The following is a 17,670-nucleotide window of genomic DNA, read 5'->3' as shown; positions in this document are numbered from 1 at the left end:
ACCTGCGGAGAGAGGCATGGCGGGCCGGAGCGATACACCGGCCGAGGCCCACGCTGTCAGATGTTTTTCCCCTATGAAGGCCCCGGTTTCCGACCGGGGCTTTCTTATTTCCGACCAATGCACTCAACCTGTAACATTTCCGCTATTTTTTCATTTACGAAAAATGTAGTGTTCGCAACCGCGTAAAAAGGCGCGACACAACAACAAGCGGAGCTCGCGATGTTCGGAATCTTTCGTCCCGCGCCACACCAGGCGCCACTGCCCGATGCCGAGGTGGACAGCACCTACCGGCGCCTGCGCTGGCAGATCTTCGCCGGTATCTTCATCGGCTACGCGGGTTACTACCTGCTGCGCAAGAACTTCTCCCTGGCCATGCCCTACCTCATCGAGGACGGCTACAGTCGCGGCCAGCTGGGCGTCGCGATGTCGGCCATCGCCATCGCCTACGGCCTGTCGAAATTCATCATGGGCCTGGTCTCGGACCGTTCCAACCCACGGGTCTTCCTGCCGTTCGGCCTGTTGGTGTCGGCGGCGGTGATGTTCATTTTCGGATTCGCGCACTGGGCTACCTCCAGCGTCGCCATCATGTTCGTCCTGCTCTTCATCAACGGCTGGGCCCAGGGCATGGGCTGGCCGCCGAGCGGACGGACCATGGTCCACTGGTGGTCGCAGAAGGAGCGCGGCAGCGTGGTCTCGGTGTGGAACGTTGCCCACAATGTCGGCGGCGGCCTGATCGGCCCGCTGTTCCTGCTCGGCCTGGCGCTGTTCGGCGACTGGCGCTCGGCCTTCTACGTGCCGGCCATCGTCGCCGTGGGCGTAGCCGTGTTCGCCTATTTCGCCATGCGCGACACCCCGCAATCCTGCGGCCTGCCGCCGATCGAGAAGCACAAGGACGACTACCCCGAAGGCTACGACGAACACCACGAGCGCGAGCTGTCGACCAAGGAGATCTTCGTCACCTACGTGCTGCGCAACAAGCTGCTCTGGTACATCGCCCTGGCCAACGTGTTCGTCTACCTGCTGCGCTACGGTGTGCTCGACTGGGCGCCGACCTACCTCAAGGAGGCCAAGCACTTCAACGTCGACAAGTCGTCCTGGGCGTACTTCTTCTACGAATGGGCGGGGATTCCCGGCACCCTGCTCTGCGGCTGGCTGTCGGACAAGCTGTTCAAGGGCAATCGCGGCGCCACCGGCGTGGTGTTCATGATCCTGGTGACCGTCGGCACCCTGATCTACTGGCTGAACCCGGCCGGCAACCCGGCGATCGACATGGCCGCGCTGATCATGATCGGCTTCCTGATCTACGGCCCGGTGATGCTGATCGGCTTGCAGGCCCTGGAGCTGGCACCGAAGAAAGCGGCCGGCACCGCCGCCGGCTTCACCGGTCTGTTCGGCTACCTCGGCGGCTCGGTGGCAGCCAACGCCCTGGTCGGCTACACGGTGGACCACTTCGGCTGGGACGGTGGCTTCAAGCTGCTGATCGGCGCCTGCCTGCTGGCCATCCTGTTCCTCTGCCTGACCCTGCGCAAACCCGCGGTCCAGGCCGCGCCGCAGCAAGCCGGCTGATGACGCGGCGGCTCCGGCGCCAGGCCGGAGCCGCGTTCAGTCCCGCGGCGCGTAGGCGAACACGTCGGCGCGCATCTGGTGCGCGTCCATCCCTGCTTCGACCAGGGCATCCAGGGTCGCGTAGACCATCGCCGGCGAGCCGCTGGCATACACATGCAGGCTCGACAGGTCGGCGAAATCCTCGCGCACCGCCTCGTGCAGCAAGCCGCAACGCCCCTCCCAGCCACAGAGGTCGCTGACCACCCGGTGCAGGAACAGGTTCGGCAGGCCTTCCCACTCCGTCCAGTGCGGCAGTCGGTAGAAATCCTCCGGACGCCGAACGCCCCAGTAGAGATGTACAGGATGGGCGAAGCCGGCGGCGCGGCAGTGCTCGATCAGGCTGTGCATCTGCGACATGCCGGTTCCCGCGGCGATCAGCACCAGCGGACCGTCGGGCAGTTCCGCCAGGTGCGCGTCGCCGAACGGCAGCTGGACCCGTGCCAGGCGCTCGCGCTGCAACTGCGCGATCAGCGCGACGGCACTGTCTTCCTTGGCCAGGATGTGCAACTCAAGGTCGCGTCCCGCATGCGGCGCGGAGGCCAGGGAAAACGCCGCGCTGTCGCCGCCGTCACGCTCCAGCAACAGGTACTGCCCGGCGTGATAGCGTGGCGGCTTGCCGGCCGGCGCGCGCAGGCCGACCCGGTAGACGTCGCCGCCGACCTCTTCGCAGAAGCTCAACTGGCAGGTCAGCTTGCGCAGAGGCAGTTCACCCGGCGCCAGCACCCCGTCCCAATGCAGCACACAGTCTTCCAGCGGCTCGGCGAGGCAGGTGAAGAGTTCGCCATGATCGCGTACCTCGCCGTTCTGGCGTACCCGCCCCTCCACCAGCAGCGCCGCGCAGATATGGCAGTTGCCGTTGCGGCAGCTCTGCGGACAGTCGTAGCCAAGCCGCCGGGCGCCATCGAGGATGCGTTCCCCCGGCAGCAGCTCGAGGCAGGCGCCGGACGGTTGCAGGACGATACGCATCAGTCGATCCCGAGGCTCAACCAGAGCGCGTCGATGCGCCGTGTCACCGCTTCGTCCTTGACGATGGCGCGTCCCCATTCGCGGCTGGTCTCGCCCGGCCACTTGTGGGTGGCATCAAGCCCCATCTTCGAGCCGAGGCCGGAGACCGGCGAGGCGAAGTCGAGGTAGTCGATGGGCGTGTTGTCGATCATCACCGTGTCGCGCTTGGGGTCCATCCGCGTGGTGATGGCCCAGATCACATCGTTCCAGTCGCGCGCATCGATGTCATCGTCGGTGACGATGACGAACTTGGTGTACATGAACTGCCGCAGGAACGACCAGACCCCGAGCATCACGCGCTTGGCGTGCCCTGGGTACTGCTTCTTCATGGTCACCACCGCCATCCGGTAGGAACAACCTTCCGGCGGCAGGTAGAAATCGACGATTTCCGGGAACTGCTTCTGCAGGATCGGCACGAACACTTCGTTCAGTGCCACCCCGAGGATCGCCGGCTCGTCCGGCGGACGCCCGGTGTAGGTGCTGTGGTAGATCGGTTTCTGCCGGCGGGTGACGCGCTCGACGGTGAACACCGGGAAGCGATCGACCTCGTTGTAGTAGCCGGTGTGATCGCCATAGGGACCTTCGTCGGCCATCTCGCCGGGGTGGATCACCCCTTCGAGGACGATCTCGGCGCTGGCCGGCACCTGCAAGTCGCTGCCGCGACACTTGACCAGCTCGGTACGATGCCCGCGCAACAGGCCGGCGAAAGCGTATTCGGAAAGGGTGTCCGGCACCGGCGTCACCGCACCGAGGATGGTCGCCGGATCGGCGCCCAGCGCCACGGCTACCGGATAGGGCTGGCCCGGATGCTTCTGGCACCACTCGCGGTAGTCCAGTGCGCCGCCGCGATGGCTGAGCCAGCGCATGATCACCTTGTTGCGACCGATCACCTGCTGGCGGTAGATGCCCAGGTTCTGCCGTTCCTTGTTCGGCCCGCGGGTAACGGTCAGGCCCCAGGTGATCAGCGGCCCGACATCGCCCGGCCAGCAGGTCTGGACCGGCAGCCGGCCGAGGTCGACGTCCTCGCCCTCCTCGACCACTTCCTGGCAGGGGGCATCCTTGAGCACCTTCGGCGCCATGGACAGGACCTTCCTGTACATCGGCAGCTTGGCCCAGGCGTCCTTGAGGCCCTTCGGCGGCTCGGGCTCCTTGAGTTGCGCCAGCAGCTTGCCGATCTCGCGCAGCGCGCCGACGTCCTCGGCGCCCATGCCCAGCGCCACGCGCTCCGGCGTACCGAACAGGTTGCCGAGTACCGGCATGTCGAAGCCGGTCGGCTTTTCGAACAGCAATGCCGGGCCCTTGGCGCGCAACGTGCGGTCGCACACCTCGGTCATCTCGAGCACGGGGGAAATCGGCACCTGGATGCGCTTCAACGCACCGCGCTGCTCCAGCTGGGCGATGAAATCGCGGAGATCCTTGAACGTCATTGGCCTAACCATTCACTGCAAGACCCCACATCCTACCTGCTCCCGGCCCATCCGGCAGCAGGCAAACGCGGCATTCGGTCACTGCTGGCTGGCGATCCGCGAGTCGTCGAGGCTCTGTAGCATCGGTTCGAACAAAGGCCCGAGTTCATGGGCCCCCTGGGTCGAAAGGTGGTTGTTATCCATGTACAGCGACCAGCCATCACGTTCGGCGAAACAATCCAGGCCATCGCAGAGCACGCTGGAGGGGTCGATCACGCTCACCCGCGGGTTGCCTTCGGCCAGCGCATCGAACAGCGCATTCACGTAGGCGACGCGCGCGGCGTGCTCAGCGAAGGGAAAACGTGCGCGCCCGACATCCTCCCCGCTCAGACTCAGCCGCACCAGCCGCGCCGGTGCCTTGAATGGCAGCAGCGGTACGTCCTTGACCAGCCAGACATGTACGTCGGCCGCGTTCAGCCTTTCGATCATCCCGCTCAAGCGTTGCCGCAGCAGCGCCTCGGCGATCGAGCTGTCCGGCGTGTCGTCCGGCTCGCGGAGAATGTTGCGGGTGCCGTCCTGCGAGTCGCCGTAGACATACATGTCCCAGCGCCCGGCGAGGATCACCCCGCCCGGCCGCTGCTGTTCGACGAACTCGAGCATCTGCTGGTTGAAACGCAGGCAATTGTCCTTTTCCAACATCCCCAGCAACGGCGGACAGCCCGCCAGCGAAGCCTGCCAGATCGGCAGTCGGCGACTGGTAGCCAGTTCGCGCAGCAGCGGGCTCAACGCCGCGGAATGGCTGTCGCCCCAACTGACCAGCAGCGGTCGTTCGGCAGCCAGTTCCGCCGGGAAGCGGCAGATGCTTTCCTGACTGAGCGCCTTCTTGTCGAACATGCAGTCGGTCTGCCCATCGCGCCACTTGGACGCCTTGGCATAACGCAAGGCTTCCTCGGAAAGACGCGACGGCACGCCGTCGTAATGCCGCACCAACTGGCCGACGACTCCCAGCAGCAGCAAGCTGCACAGCGCCGCGCCAAGCATCTGCCGGCGCCCGGCGAACAGCTTGCGCTCGCGGAACGGTGCCTCGACGTAGTACAGCGACAGTGCCGCCAGGCCGATGCTCGCCGCCAGCAACCCCAGGCGTGCCGGCAGGCCCAGGGTTTCCAGTGCGTGGTACTGGACGAAGACGTACAGCGGCCAGTGCCAGAGGTACAGCGAATAGGAGATCAGACCGAACCAGACCAGCGGTTGCCAGCCCAGCAGGCGGCGAGCCCAAGTGTCGCCGGTGCCGTTGGCCCAGATCAGCAGGGCGGTGCCAAGCACCGCCGGCAGTGCCGCGAGGCCGGGGAAAGGAGTGTCGCTGTCGTAGAAGAACACCGGCAGGAGAATCGCCGCTATCCCGAGGGTGGCCGCCAGTTGCAGGGACCATTGCGAATGACCGCGGCTACCGCCCGGCAGCAACGCCAGCGCGGCACCCGCCAGGAGTTCCCAGGCGCGCATCGGCAGGAGGAAGAAGGCACTGCCAGGTCGCTGGCTCACCGCCCAGACGCTGGCCGCCAGCGATAGCGCCAGGACCGCGAGGAGGATGGCGAGCCGCCAGCGCAGCAGACGCCCGGAGATCGCGGCCAGCAGTAGAGGGAAGAGAATGTAGAACTGCTCTTCCACCGACAACGACCAGGTATGCAATAGCGGCTTGAATTCGGACGCGGCGTCGAAATAGCCATCCTGCTTCCAGAACAGGATGTTCGAGGCGAACATCGTCTGGTAACGCACCGAACGACCCAATTGCTCGTAGTCCCGCGGTTCCATCAGGAACCAGCCGGCCGCCAGGCTGACGGCCATCATAACGAACAAAGCGGGGAGGATGCGTCGCGCCCGGCGAGCCCAGAAATCGACGAAGCTGAAACGCCCGGCCTGCCGATCGCGCCGGATGATCGAAGTGATCAGGTAGCCGGAAATCACCAGAAAGACATCGACGCCGACATACCCGCCGGTGAAACCGCCCAAGCCCAAGTGATAGAACACCACCGGCAAGATGGCCAGTGCGCGCAATCCATCGATATCTCTTCGATAAGGCAGGCTCGACATCTATTTTTCTCCAGGCATGAAAAAAGGCGCTCCGGTCAAACCGGAGCGCCTTCTTCAATTCCCTGGAAGACTACTTCCGTTTCATCGAGTCGAAGAACTCATCGTTGGTCTTGGTCTGCTTGAGCTTGTCGATGAGGAATTCGATCGCGGAGATCTCGTCCATCGGGTGCAGGATCTTGCGCAGGATCCACATGCGCTGGAGCTCGTCCTCGCTGGTCAGCAGCTCTTCGCGGCGGGTACCCGAACGGTTGATGTTGATGGCCGGGAACACGCGCTTCTCGGCGATCTTGCGATCCAATGGGAGTTCCATGTTGCCGGTACCCTTGAATTCCTCGTAGATCACCTCGTCCATCTTCGAGCCGGTTTCCACCAACGCCGTGGCGAGAATCGTAAGAGAACCGCCCTCTTCGATGTTCCGCGCGGCGCCGAAGAAGCGCTTCGGCTTCTCCAGGGCATGGGCGTCGACACCGCCGGTGAGCACCTTGCCGGAGCTGGGGATCACGGTGTTGTAGGCCCGCGCCAGACGGGTGATGGAGTCGAGCAGGATGACCACGTCCTTCTTGTGCTCGACCAGGCGCTTGGCCTTCTCGATCACCATCTCGGCGACCTGTACGTGACGGGTCGGCGGTTCGTCAAAGGTCGAGGCGACCACTTCGCCGCGCACGGTGCGCTGCATTTCGGTCACTTCCTCAGGGCGCTCGTCGATCAGCAGTACGATCAGGTGGCATTCGGGGTTGTTGCGGGTGATGTTGCTGGCGATGTTCTGCAGCATGATGGTCTTGCCCGCCTTCGGCGGCGCCACGATCAGGCCGCGCTGGCCCTTGCCGATCGGCGCGCAGAGATCGATGACGCGGCCGGTCAGGTCTTCGGTGGAGCCGTTGCCGGCTTCCATCTTCATCCGCTCGTTGGGGAACAGCGGCGTCAGGTTCTCGAAGAGAATCTTGTTCTTCGCATTCTCCGGACGATCGAAGTTGATCGAGTCGACCTTGAGCAGGGCGAAGTAGCGTTCGCCCTCTTTCGGCGGCCGGATCTTGCCGATGATGGTGTCGCCCGTGCGCAGGTTGAAGCGCCGGATCTGGCTCGGCGAGACATAGATGTCGTCGGGGCCGGCCAGGTAGGAAGAGTCGGCGGAGCGCAGGAAGCCGAAGCCGTCCTGAAGAATCTCCAGCACGCCATCGCCGGAGATCTCTTCACCACTTTTCGCGTGCTTCTTCAGCAGGGCGAAGATGATGTCCTGCTTGCGCGAACGGGCCATGTTTTCCAGGCCCATGGCATCGGACATTTCCAGCAGTTCGGCAATCGGCTTTTGCTTGAGTTCGGTCAGATTCATAGGAAAGAGATAGGTACGCAGAAAGAGGAATTGGAGAAAGCGTCGAGCTTGGGAAAGCCGTGTCGCAAGGGGGCGACAGGAGCGCTAGAAAGTTCGAGTAGGAAGTGCGTCCGGGACGGCATGCAGAAGGCGACGGAAAAAACGTCGCGAACCCGAATTTAACACCGTGGCCGCGTGGCGTCTATAGAAACGCAAAAAAAAGCCCCGCGAATCGCGGGGCTTTCCAGCGAGGCCTGGGCCCGGCTCAGATATTGGCGTCGAGGAAGGCCGCCAACTGCGACTTGGACAGTGCGCCGACCTTGGTCGCCTCGACATTGCCGTCCTTGAACAGCATCAGGGTAGGGATGCCACGCACGCCGTACTTCGGCGGGGTGTCCTGGTTCTCGTCGATGTTCAGCTTGCAGACCTTCAGCTTGCCCTGATAGTCCCTGGCGACTTCGTCCAGCACCGGCGCGATCATCTTGCACGGACCGCACCACTCGGCCCAGTAGTCCACCAGCACAGGGCCGTCGGCCTTCAGCACGTCCTGCTCGAAGCTGGCATCAGTAACGTTGACGATATGTTCGCTCATGAAATCTCTCCGTAGTCGGACGCGAATTGAAACGCGAAAGTGCCGACCATCATATCCCGCCTTGACCCTCGCCGGAAGGCGCAGCCGATTGAGAGTCTCTATCGTTGGTCGGCTGATTCCCGATTGATCGGCTGCCGCATTGGCGACCCTCGCCCTATCGTGGCAGGATGGCGCAGTTTTCCAATGGACTTGCAAAGCATGCCGCAAAAACCTGCCGAGGCATTCCCGCTGATTGCCGCCCTGGACCTGGGTTCCAACAGTTTCCACCTCTGTCTGGCCAAGGCCAATATCCACGGCGAAGTCCGCATCCTCGAACGGCTGGGCGAGAAGGTTCAACTGGCCGCCGGCCTCGACGAGGAGCGCAATCTCAGCGAGGAGGCCACCCAGCGTGGCCTCGACTGCCTACGCCGCTTCGCCCAGTTCATCAGCGGCATGCCCCAGGGTTCCGTACGCGTGGTCGCGACCAACGCCTTGCGCGAGGCGCGCAACCGCAGCGATTTCATCCGTCGTGCGGAAGAGGTTCTCGGCCATCCCGTGGAAGTCATCTCCGGCCGCGAGGAAGCCCGCCTGATCTACCTCGGCGTCGCCAACAGCATGCCCGACAGCGGCGGTCGCCGGCTGGTCAGCGACATCGGCGGCGGCAGCACCGAGTTCATCATCGGCCAGGGTTTCGAGTCCGAGCTGCGGGAAAGCCTGCAGATGGGTTGCGTCAGCTACACCCAACGCTACTTCCGCGACGGCAAGATCACCCCGGCCCGCTACGCCCAGGCGTACACCGCCGCACGCCTGGAACTGATGGGCATCGAGAACAGCCTGCGGCGCCTCGGCTGGCAACAGGCGGTCGGCGCCTCCGGCACCATCCGCGCAGTGGCGCTGGCGATCAAGGCCGGCGGCCACGGCAACGGCGAGATCAGCCCGGACGGACTGGCCTGGCTGAAGCGCAAGGTGCTCAAGCTCGGCGACGTGGAGAAGCTCGATCTGGAAGGGATCAAGCCGGACCGCCGGACCATCTTCCCGGCCGGACTGGCCATTCTCGAAGCGATCTTCGACGCGCTGGAACTGGAGCAGATGGTTCACTCCGAGGGCGCCCTGCGCGAAGGCGTTCTCTACGACCTGGTCGGCCGTCACCAGCACGAGGACGTGCGCGAACGCACCATCAGTTCGCTGATGCAGCGCTACCACGTCGATCCGGAGCAGGCTTCGCGGGTGGAGGCCAAGGCCCTCAAGGTGCTTGCCGAAGTCGGCGACGCCTGGGAGCTGAACGACGAACTGCACCGCGACCTGCTGAGCTGGGGCGCACGGGTCCACGAGATCGGCCTGGACATCGCCCATTACCACTACCACAAGCACGGCGCCTACCTGATCGAGCACTCCGACCTGGCTGGCTTCTCGCGCCAGGACCAGCAGATGCTGTCGCTACTGGTACGCGGCCACCGCCGCAACATTCCGGCGGATAAGCTGGCGGAGTTCGCCGCGGAAGGCGACAAGTTGGTGCGCCTGTGCATCGTGCTGCGCTTCGCGATCCTCTTCCACCACATTCGCGGCACCCAGGAAATGCCCTCGGTGCGCCTGAAGGCAGAGCCCAAGAGCCTTTCGGTGACCTTCCCCGAGGGCTGGCTGGAAGCCAACCCGCTGACCCAGGCCGACTTCGCCCAGGAAGCCGAATGGCTCAAGCGGGTCGGCTACAGCCTCAACGTGCGGTAAGCACCGGCGCGGCCAGCTTCTCCAGCAGGGTCGCCTGGGTATTGCGGGGGTTCTGGTTACCGGTGGGACTGAGCCGCTGGTAGCTACCGTCGGCCTGCAACACCCAGGCCTGGGTGTTGTCGGTCAGATACGTTTCCAGTTCCTTCTTGACCCGCTGCACCAGCTTCTTGCCTTCCACCGGGAAGCAGGTCTCGACGCGCATGTCGAGGTTGCGCTCCATCCAGTCGGCGCTGGAGAGATAGAGCTTCTCGTCGCCGCCGTTGAGGAAGTAGTAGATGCGGCTGTGCTCGAGGAAGCGTCCGATGATCGAGCGCACGTGGATATTGTGCGAGACCCCCGGGATGCCTGGCCGCAGGCAGCACATGCCACGCACCACCAGGTCGATCCTGACCCCGGCCTGGCTGGCCTTGTACAGGGCGCGGATGACCTTCGGATCGGTCAGCGAGTTGACCTTGGCCATGATGTGCGCCGGCTGGCCGAGCGCCGCCTGGGCCGCCTCGCGGTTGATCATTTCCAGCAGGTTCTTCTTCAGGGTGAACGGCGCATGCAACAGCTTCTTCATGCGCAGCGTCTTGCCCATCCCGATCAGCTGGTTGAACAGCTTGTGCAGGTCCTCGCAGAGCGCCACGTCGGCGGTCAGCAGGCTGTAGTCGGTGTACAGGCGAGCGTTGCCGGCATGGTAGTTGCCGGTGCCCAGGTGCGCGTAGCGGCGCAATTCGCCGTCCTCGCGACGAAGGATCAGCATCATCTTGGCGTGGGTCTTGAAGCCGACCACGCCGTAGATCACTACCGCGCCGGCCTGTTGCAGGCGGCTGGCCAGTTGCAGGTTGGACTCTTCGTCGAAGCGGGCGCGCAGCTCGATCACCGCGGTGACCTCCTTGCCGTTGCGTGCCGCCTCAACCAGGGCGTCGACGATCTCCGAGTTGGCGCCGCTGCGGTACAGGGTCTGCTTGATCGCCAGCACGTTCGGATCCTTGGCGGCCTGGCGCAGCAGGTCGATCACCGGGGTGAAGGACTCGAACGGGTGCATCAGCAACACATCGAGCTTGCTGAGGACGTTGAAGAGGTTTTCCTTCTTCTGCAAAAGACGCGGGATCGCCGGGGTGAAGGGCGGGTACTGCAGCTCCGGATGGCTTTCCAGGCCGGTGACGCTGAACAGGCGGGTCAGGTTGACCGGGCCGCTGACCTTGTACAACTCGCTTTCGGACAGGCCGAACTGCTTGAGCAGGTAGTTGGTCAGGTTCTGCGGGCAGGTATCCACCACCTCCAGGCGTACCGCGTCCCCGTAGCGACGCGAGAACAGCTCGCCGCGCAGCGCACGGGCCAGGTCCTCGACATCCTCGGTGTCCACCGACAGGTCGGCGTTGCGGGTCAGGCGGAACTGGTAGCAGCCCTTCACCTTCATGCCGGGGAACAGGTCGTCGGCGTGGGCGTGGATCATCGACGACAGGAACACGTAGTTGTCGCCCTCGCCGCCAACGTCTTCCGGCAGCTTGATGATCCGTGGCAGCAGGCGCGGCGCCGGGATGATCGCCAGGCCGGAGTCGCGACCGAAGGCATCCATCCCCTCCAGCTCGACGATGAAGTTGAGGCTCTTGTTCACCAGCAGCGGGAACGGGTGGGTCGGGTCGAGGCCGATCGGGGTGATGATCGGCGCGATCTCGTCGCGGAAGAAGCGCCGCACCCAGGTCTTGATCTTCAGCGTCCAGTGACGCCGGCGGATGAAGCGGATCTGGTGCTTGGCCAGCTCCGGCAACAGGGTCTCGTTGAGGATCCGGTACTGCCGCGACACCTGCTCGTGGACCAGCTCGCTGATCCGCGCCAGGGCCTGGTGCGGCAGCAGGCCGTCGGCGCCGGCCTGCTCGCGGGCGAAGGTGATCTGCTTCTTCAGGCCGGCGATGCGGATCTCGAAGAATTCGTCGAGGTTGCTCGAGAAGATGAGGAGGAACTTCAGCCGCTCCAGGAGCGGGTAGGACTCGTCCAGCGCCTGTTCCAGCACGCGGATGTTGAACTGCAACTGGGAGAGCTCGCGATGAATGTACAGGCTGCTGTCATCCACGCTGGGAACCACCGCAGGTGGCGTTTCCACCGGGATCGTTTCGGCCATCTTCACTTCTGCTTCGCTTTCCACGTTCGCCACTACGGTTTCGTCGGCGGCGATACGTTCGATCTCATCAAGTCCTTGCTGCGTATTCATTCATCTTCCCGAGGGGGTCAACGCCCCCGTCTTAATTGTTCTGCGGCCTGCTTGGCGAAGTAGGTCAGAATGCCATCGGCGCCGGCACGTTTGAAGGCGGTAAGGGATTCGAGGATCACCGATTCGGCCAGCCAGCCGTTCTGGATGGCGCCCATGTGCATCGCATACTCGCCGCTGACCTGGTAGACAAAGGTCGGGGCGCGGAATTCATCCTTCACCCGACGCACGATGTCGAGGTAGGGCATGCCCGGCTTGACCATCACCATGTCGGCGCCTTCGGCCAGGTCGGCGGCCACTTCGTGAAGTGCCTCGTCGCTGTTCGCCGGATCCATCTGGTAGGTGGCCTTGTTGCCCTTGCCGAGGTTCGAAGCCGAGCCGACCGCATCGCGGAACGGACCGTAGTAGGCGCTGGCGTACTTGGCCGAGTAGGCCATGATCCGCACATTGGTGTGACCGGCAGACTCCAGGGCCTCGCGGATCGCACCGATGCGACCGTCCATCATGTCCGAGGGCGCTACCACCTGGGCGCCGGCCTCGGCGTGGGACAGCGCCTGCCGTACCAGCACGTCGATGCTGACGTCGTTGAGGACGTAACCATCGTCATCCAGGATGCCGTCCTGGCCATGGGTGGTGAACGGGTCGAGCGCCACGTCGGTGATGATGCCCAGCTCCGGAAAGCGCTCGCGCAGGGCGCGGGTGGCGCGCTGGGCGATGCCTTCCGGGTTGTATGCCTCGGCGGCGTCCAGGGACTTCTTCTCCACCGGGGTCACCGGGAACAGCGCCAGCGCCGGAATGCCCAGGGCCACCCACTCTTCCGCCTCGATCAGCAACTGGTCGATGGACAGGCGCTCGACGCCGGGCATCGACGGAATGCTTTCACGCTGGTTGACCCCATCGAGGACGAACACCGGCAGGATCAGGTCGTCGACGGTGAGGACATTCTCGCGGACCAGGCGGCGGGAGAAGTCATCGCGGCGATTGCGCCGCAGGCGGGTGTAGGGATAGGCGCGGTTGGCGGGAGTGAAGCTCACGGTTTACTCCAGGGCCCAGATAACGGGCACAGTGTGACAGTTATAGTCCCTGATTATGACGGATTGGCAACAAGCGACGACAGTGACTCAAGGTCGCGGCATCCTGCCGCACCGCCAATCATCGCAAAAAGCCAGCGGCAAAGGCCATTCATTGCACAATCAATGACCTGGGCCGTGACGATCGCGCTTTCCCCACGCCCTCAACCGAGTTAGGCTGCGCGTTCATTTCGCTTCGCTGCCCCGATGATGCTCCAACAATTCCTGCAGGACTTCGGCTATTTCGCCCTTTTTCTCGGTACTTTCTTCGAGGGCGAAACCATTCTCGTGCTGGCCGGGTTCCTTGCCTTCCGCGGCTACATGCAGCTGGATACCGTGATTCTCACCGCCTTCCTCGGCAGCTACGCCGGTGACCAACTCTGGTACTTCCTCGGACGCCGCCACGGCCGCCGGTTGCTGGCGCGCAAGCCGCGCTGGCAGAAGCTCGGCGACAAGGCGCTGGACCATGTGCGCCGCCATCCTGACCTGTGGGTGCTGAGTTTCCGCTTCGTCTACGGCCTGCGTACGGTGATGCCGGTGGCCATCGGCCTGTCCGGCTATCCACCGGCCCGCTATCTTCTTCTCAACGGCATCGGCGCCATCGTCTGGGCCGCCGCGCTGGGCTCCGCCGCCTACTATTTCGGCAGCGTACTGGAAGGCATGCTCGGCAACATCAAGAAATACGAACTCATGGTCCTCGGCGGCCTGATCGTGCTGGGCCTGCTGCTCTGGCTATGGCGGCGTTTCAAGACACCGCGCGGCAACGGCGCGGGCGGCAACGCCGACAAATCCGAGTGAACCCGCGCCGGCGCGACTGAACAGCCGGCCCCTTCGCACACTCCAACTCCTTGTACCCTCCGCTCCGGCTGGCCGCCGGGGCCGGCGGCTCGCTATGCTTGCGCGATACCGACCCCGGCCAGGCCCGTCCGGTCCGGATCCTGCGTTCCCAAGGAGTAAGCCTCATGCACAAGAAAGTTGCCGTCATCCTCTCCGGTTGTGGCGTCTACGATGGCGCGGAAATCCACGAAAGCGTGATCACCCTGCTCCGCCTCAGCCAGCGCGGCGCCGAGGCACAATGCTTCGCGCCGAACATCGCCCAGCACCATGTGGTCAACCATCTGACCGGCGAGGAAATGCCGGAAAGCCGCAATGTCCTGGTCGAGTCCGCGCGTATCGCCCGCGGCGAAGTCAAGGACCTGCGCGAAGCCCGCGCCGAGGACTACGACGCGCTGATCGTGCCCGGAGGCTTCGGCGCTGCGAAGAACCTCAGCGACTTTGCCATCAACGGCGCGCAATGCCAGGTGCAGCCGGACGTGCTGGCGCTGGCCAAGGCTTTCGCCGAAGCCGGCAAGCCAGTCGGGCTGATCTGCATCGCTCCGGCGATGGCGGCGAAGATCTACGGCGCCGGCGTCCAATGCACCATCGGCAACGACGCCGACACCGCCGACGCGCTGAAGCAGATGGGTGCCGAGCACATCGACGCGCCGGTGGACGAGATCGTCGAAGACAGCGCGCGCAAGCTGGTGACCACCCCGGCCTACATGCTCGCCCAGTCGATCGCCGAAGCCGCTTCCGGGATCAACAAGCTGGTCGACCGGGTGCTCGAACTGGTGGACCAGGACAAGGCCTGATCGGCCAAGCACGAGGGCGGTCGCGCCGCCGCCCTTTTCAAATCCGTGCCGCTACGCCAGCGTGCGTCTCGAAACCATCGAATCGAGACGCCGCGATGAGCGAAACGCCCTCCCCCGCCCTGCCTGACGACGTCCACCAACTGGTGGCGGATTTCTTCCAGCGCATCCCCTTCAACCGCATGCTCGGCATCCGCGTGGCGAGCCTGGGCCGCGAGCGGGTAGTCCTCGACCTGCCGATGAAGGACGAACTGATCGGCAACTTCGTCCAGGGCATTCTCCACGGCGGGGTGATCTCCAGCCTGCTCGACGTCACCGGCGGTGCGATGGCCCTGATCGGCGCCCTCGAACGGCATCGCGAACTGCCAGGCCACGAGCGCATGGCGCGGCTGTCGAAGCTCGGCACCATCGACTTGCGCGTCGACTACCTGCGCCCGGGACGCGGCCGGACGTTCACCGCCCATGCGGTGCCGCTTCGCTCGGGCAACAAGGTCGCAGTGGTGCGCTCGGAACTGCATAGCGACGACGGCACGCTGGTCGCCGTCGGTACCGGTACCTATTTGTGCGGCTGACTCGCGCGTAGATCGGCTTCCCGCTGCAGGCGGGTGAGCAGGCGGTCCAGGGCGTTGGCGAACGCCTGGCGGTCACGCTCAGCGTAGGGCGCCTGGCCGCCGCCCATCTGCCCCTGGTCACGCAGGTCGGCCATCAGGTTGCGCATGGCCAGCTTATCGCCCATGTTCCGCGCGTCGAACTCGCGGCCGCGAGGATCGAGGGCGGCAACCTGTTTCTTGATCAGCCGATCGGCCAGCGGTACGTCGCTGCAGATCGCCAGGTCGCCCGGCTCGGCCTGCTCCACCAGGTAATCGTCAGCCGCATCCATCCCGCTTTCCACCACCACCAGACGCACGCAGGCGAACGGCGGCTTGACCTGCGGCTGGCCGGCGACCATCCAGACTTCCAGCTTGCGCTTGAGGGCGAACTTGCAGACCAGCTCCTTGGCCGCCTTGGGGCAGGCGTCGGCATCGATCCAGATACGCATGAACGGACTTCCGTAGAAATGACGACGGCCAGTATCGCACTGGCCGTCGTGGTTGCGCGAACCCGCTCAGTCGGCGGCGTTGGCCGCCGCACGCCGGCGCTCGACGATCCGGCTACGCCCGTAGAGCAGCGCGATGGCCACCAGCGCCATGGCCTGGGCCGACAGCGAATAGGCGTCGGCCTTGATCCCCAGCCAGTCGAAGTCGAAGAACGGCACCGGACGGGTGCCGATCACCCCGGCTTCCTGCAAGGCGATGACGCCATGTCCGGCAAACACCACCGAGAGCGCACAGAGCAACGCCGCGTTGATGCTGAAGAACAACCCCAGCGGCAGTTTCGCCGAGCCACGCAGGATCACCCAGGCCAGGCCGATCAGCAGGACCACGGCGGTCGCCGCGCCGCCGATCACGGCATTGTGCCCGGCCGGTCCGGCCTGCAACCAGAGGGTTTCGTAGAACAGGATGACCTCGAACAACTCGCGGTAGACCGAGAAGAACGCCAGCACTGCGAAGCCGAAGCGTCCGCCACCGCCCACCAGGCTGCTGCGGATGTAGTCCTGCCAGGCTGCCGCGTGGCGGCGGTCGTGCATCCAGACGCCGAGCCAGAGCACCATCACGCAGGCGAACAGCGAGGTGAAGCCCTCCATCAGCTCGCGCTGGGCACCGCCGATATCGATCACATAGGCGGCCAACGCCCAGGTGGCGAAGCCGGCGACGAAGGCCAGCCCCCAGCCGACGTGCACGCCACGCACGGCACTTTCCTGCCCGGTATTGCGCAGGAAGGCGAGGATGGCGGCAAGCACCAGGATTGCCTCTACCCCTTCGCGCAACAGGATCAACAGGGCGGAAACGAAACTGATGGAGAAGCTCAGCGAGTCGCCGCCAAGCTGCTCGGCGGCCTCCGCCAGCTTGCCCTTGGCCAGCTCCAGCTGTTGCGCCACCTGGGTTTCCGGGAGGCCATCGCGCAACGCCTGGCGGTAGGCCATCAGCTGCTTCTCGGTGGAGCGGCGCAAATCGGCGTCGACGTTGTCCAGCGAGCTTTCCACCAGCTCGAAGCCTTCCAGGTAGGCCGCCACCGACAGGTCGTAGGCCTGGTCGCGGTCGCCTTCGCGATAGACCGCGAAGCTCTTGTCCAGGGTGGCGGCGGTATAGTCGATCAACTGCCCAGGACCGCGCTGCTCCAGCGGCGGATGCGCACGCAAGGCGCGGAAGCTCTCCGCAGCGGCCTCGCCGTCGTGCTCGGCGACTTCGGCCGGAGTCTGCGTGGCCAGGGTCGCCAGCGGGTAGGCATGGGCCTTGTCCGGCTGCGCACTGCCAGCGCTCAGGCCGGCCACATAGCTGGCCAGGTCCCAGCGCTGGCGTTCGTCGAGCTGGTCGGCGAACGCCGGCATGTCGGTGCCGGCCACGCCCAGGCCGATGACGTTACGCAGGTCGTAGAGGCTCAGGTGGTCGAGGCGCTGGCGATCGGTGAGGTTCGCCGGCGGCGGTTCCAGGCCGATGCCGGCGGGGCCGTCGCCCTTGCCCGCATCGCCATGGCAGATCGCGCACTGCTGGGCATAGATCGGCGCTGCGCGGCTCGGGTCGGGGGTGATCGCGGGGGTCTGCACCACCTGGTAGATATCCGCCACCCGTGCCTCGAGGTTGCGCGCCTGGAGGGCCACGTCCCTTCCCGGCAAGCGCTGCTCGATGGCCTGGCGCAGGCTGGCGACGCCCCTCTCCAGCTCGGCGCGCTCGGGGCGCATCGGCAGGGTCAGGACCAATGCCTGCAGGTTGCCGACGAACTCCACCTGTTCCTGGTATTCGCTGGGGTCGACGATCTTGCCGTCAGCCACGGTCGGCGGATAGTCGGCCGCCAGGTAACTCAACAGATGCAAGGCTTGGGAGGGGTCGACGGCCGTGTCGGCAATAGCTCCAAGGCTGAACGCGCAGACCAGCGGCAGCAGCCACAGCAGGATTTTCGGAGGGTGCATGGCGAAGACGAAGTGAGAATGGAAGAGATTAAATTGTCCCTTCGCCTTCCCGCCCATGCAAG

General features: G+C 64.8%; 14 protein-coding genes. 5 read left to right on the top strand and 9 right to left on the bottom strand.

Going from position 1 to position 17,670, the window contains the following annotated elements:
• Positions 1-219 precede the first annotated feature (219 nt).
• Positions 220-1,566 carry a glycerol-3-phosphate transporter gene (gene glpT / locus AC4OR5_RS08335; protein ID WP_003096330.1) on the top strand — a complete coding sequence of 449 codons (1,347 nt, stop codon included), beginning with the start codon at positions 220-222 and terminating at the stop codon, positions 1,564-1,566.
• 36 nt (positions 1,567-1,602) lie between these two features.
• Here the strand turns inward: glpT and AC4OR5_RS08330 are convergent, their stop codons facing one another.
• The 5 genes from AC4OR5_RS08330 to trxA form a co-directional block, all read right to left on the bottom strand.
• Positions 1,603-2,571 (bottom strand): CDP-6-deoxy-delta-3,4-glucoseen reductase, encoded by a 969-nt coding sequence (locus AC4OR5_RS08330; protein ID WP_031639622.1) that lies wholly within the window; start codon positions 2,569-2,571, stop codon positions 1,603-1,605.
• Positions 2,571-4,037: a 4-hydroxy-3-polyprenylbenzoate decarboxylase gene (ubiD, locus tag AC4OR5_RS08325; protein ID WP_058161021.1), complete on the bottom strand. Its 1,467-nt coding sequence runs from the start codon at positions 4,035-4,037 to the stop codon at positions 2,571-2,573. The genes AC4OR5_RS08330 and ubiD overlap by 1 nt, the downstream gene beginning before the upstream one ends.
• 78 nt (positions 4,038-4,115) lie before the next feature.
• Positions 4,116-6,104 carry an acyltransferase family protein gene (locus AC4OR5_RS08320; RefSeq protein ID WP_058161020.1) on the bottom strand — a complete coding sequence of 663 codons (1,989 nt, stop codon included), beginning with the start codon at positions 6,102-6,104 and terminating at the stop codon, positions 4,116-4,118.
• Positions 6,105-6,174: 70 nt separating this feature from the next.
• Positions 6,175-7,434, bottom strand: coding sequence for a transcription termination factor Rho (gene rho / locus AC4OR5_RS08315; RefSeq protein WP_003096334.1), 1,260 nt, complete (start codon positions 7,432-7,434; stop codon positions 6,175-6,177).
• A 244-nt stretch (positions 7,435-7,678) separates the two neighbouring features.
• Positions 7,679-8,005 (bottom strand): thioredoxin TrxA, encoded by a 327-nt coding sequence (gene trxA / locus AC4OR5_RS08310; RefSeq protein ID WP_003096336.1) that lies wholly within the window; start codon positions 8,003-8,005, stop codon positions 7,679-7,681.
• 198 nt (positions 8,006-8,203) lie between these two features.
• On the opposite strand from trxA, the gene ppx reads away from it, so the two are divergent.
• The gene (gene ppx, locus AC4OR5_RS08305; protein WP_003099207.1) at positions 8,204-9,709 is read left to right on the top strand and encodes an exopolyphosphatase; all 1,506 of its coding nucleotides are present in this window, start codon (positions 8,204-8,206) and stop codon (positions 9,707-9,709) included.
• Here ppx and ppk1 read toward each other — a convergent pair.
• Both ppk1 and hemB read right to left on the bottom strand, forming a co-directional pair.
• Positions 9,696-11,906 (bottom strand): polyphosphate kinase 1, encoded by a 2,211-nt coding sequence (gene ppk1 / locus AC4OR5_RS08300; protein WP_003096343.1) that lies wholly within the window; start codon positions 11,904-11,906, stop codon positions 9,696-9,698. The genes ppx and ppk1 overlap by 14 nt on opposite strands.
• Before the next feature lie 17 nt (positions 11,907-11,923).
• Positions 11,924-12,937: a porphobilinogen synthase gene (gene hemB, locus AC4OR5_RS08295; RefSeq protein ID WP_003096352.1), complete on the bottom strand. Its 1,014-nt coding sequence runs from the start codon at positions 12,935-12,937 to the stop codon at positions 11,924-11,926.
• Between the two features lie 243 nt (positions 12,938-13,180).
• On the opposite strand from hemB, the gene AC4OR5_RS08290 reads away from it, so the two are divergent.
• The 3 genes from AC4OR5_RS08290 (at position 13,181) to AC4OR5_RS08280 (ending at position 15,173) form a co-directional block, all read left to right on the top strand.
• A complete protein-coding gene (locus AC4OR5_RS08290) occupies positions 13,181-13,771 on the top strand; it encodes a DedA family protein (RefSeq protein ID WP_003096354.1) in 591 nt (196 codons plus the stop codon).
• A 164-nt stretch (positions 13,772-13,935) separates the two neighbouring features.
• Positions 13,936-14,604 carry an isoprenoid biosynthesis glyoxalase ElbB gene (gene elbB, locus AC4OR5_RS08285; protein ID WP_003099212.1) on the top strand — a complete coding sequence of 223 codons (669 nt, stop codon included), beginning with the start codon at positions 13,936-13,938 and terminating at the stop codon, positions 14,602-14,604.
• Positions 14,605-14,699: 95 nt separating this feature from the next.
• On the top strand, positions 14,700-15,173 hold the full coding sequence (locus AC4OR5_RS08280) for a thioesterase family protein (protein WP_003096359.1): 474 nt from the start codon (positions 14,700-14,702) through the stop codon (positions 15,171-15,173).
• Here AC4OR5_RS08280 and AC4OR5_RS08275 read toward each other — a convergent pair.
• Positions 15,158-15,640, bottom strand: coding sequence for a YaiI/YqxD family protein (locus tag AC4OR5_RS08275; protein ID WP_023097069.1), 483 nt, complete (start codon positions 15,638-15,640; stop codon positions 15,158-15,160). The two genes, AC4OR5_RS08280 and AC4OR5_RS08275, sit on opposite strands and share 16 nt — an antisense overlap.
• A gap of 66 nt (positions 15,641-15,706) precedes the next feature.
• On the bottom strand, positions 15,707-17,608 hold the full coding sequence (locus AC4OR5_RS08270) for a cytochrome c/FTR1 family iron permease (RefSeq protein ID WP_058155651.1): 1,902 nt from the start codon (positions 17,606-17,608) through the stop codon (positions 15,707-15,709).
• Positions 17,609-17,670 lie beyond the last annotated feature (62 nt).

The sequence above is a fragment of the Pseudomonas sp. YA1 genome (assembly GCF_058680555.1).
The sequence above is the reverse complement of the archived record's forward strand: the minus strand, read 5'-3'. Positions and strand labels throughout refer to the sequence as shown.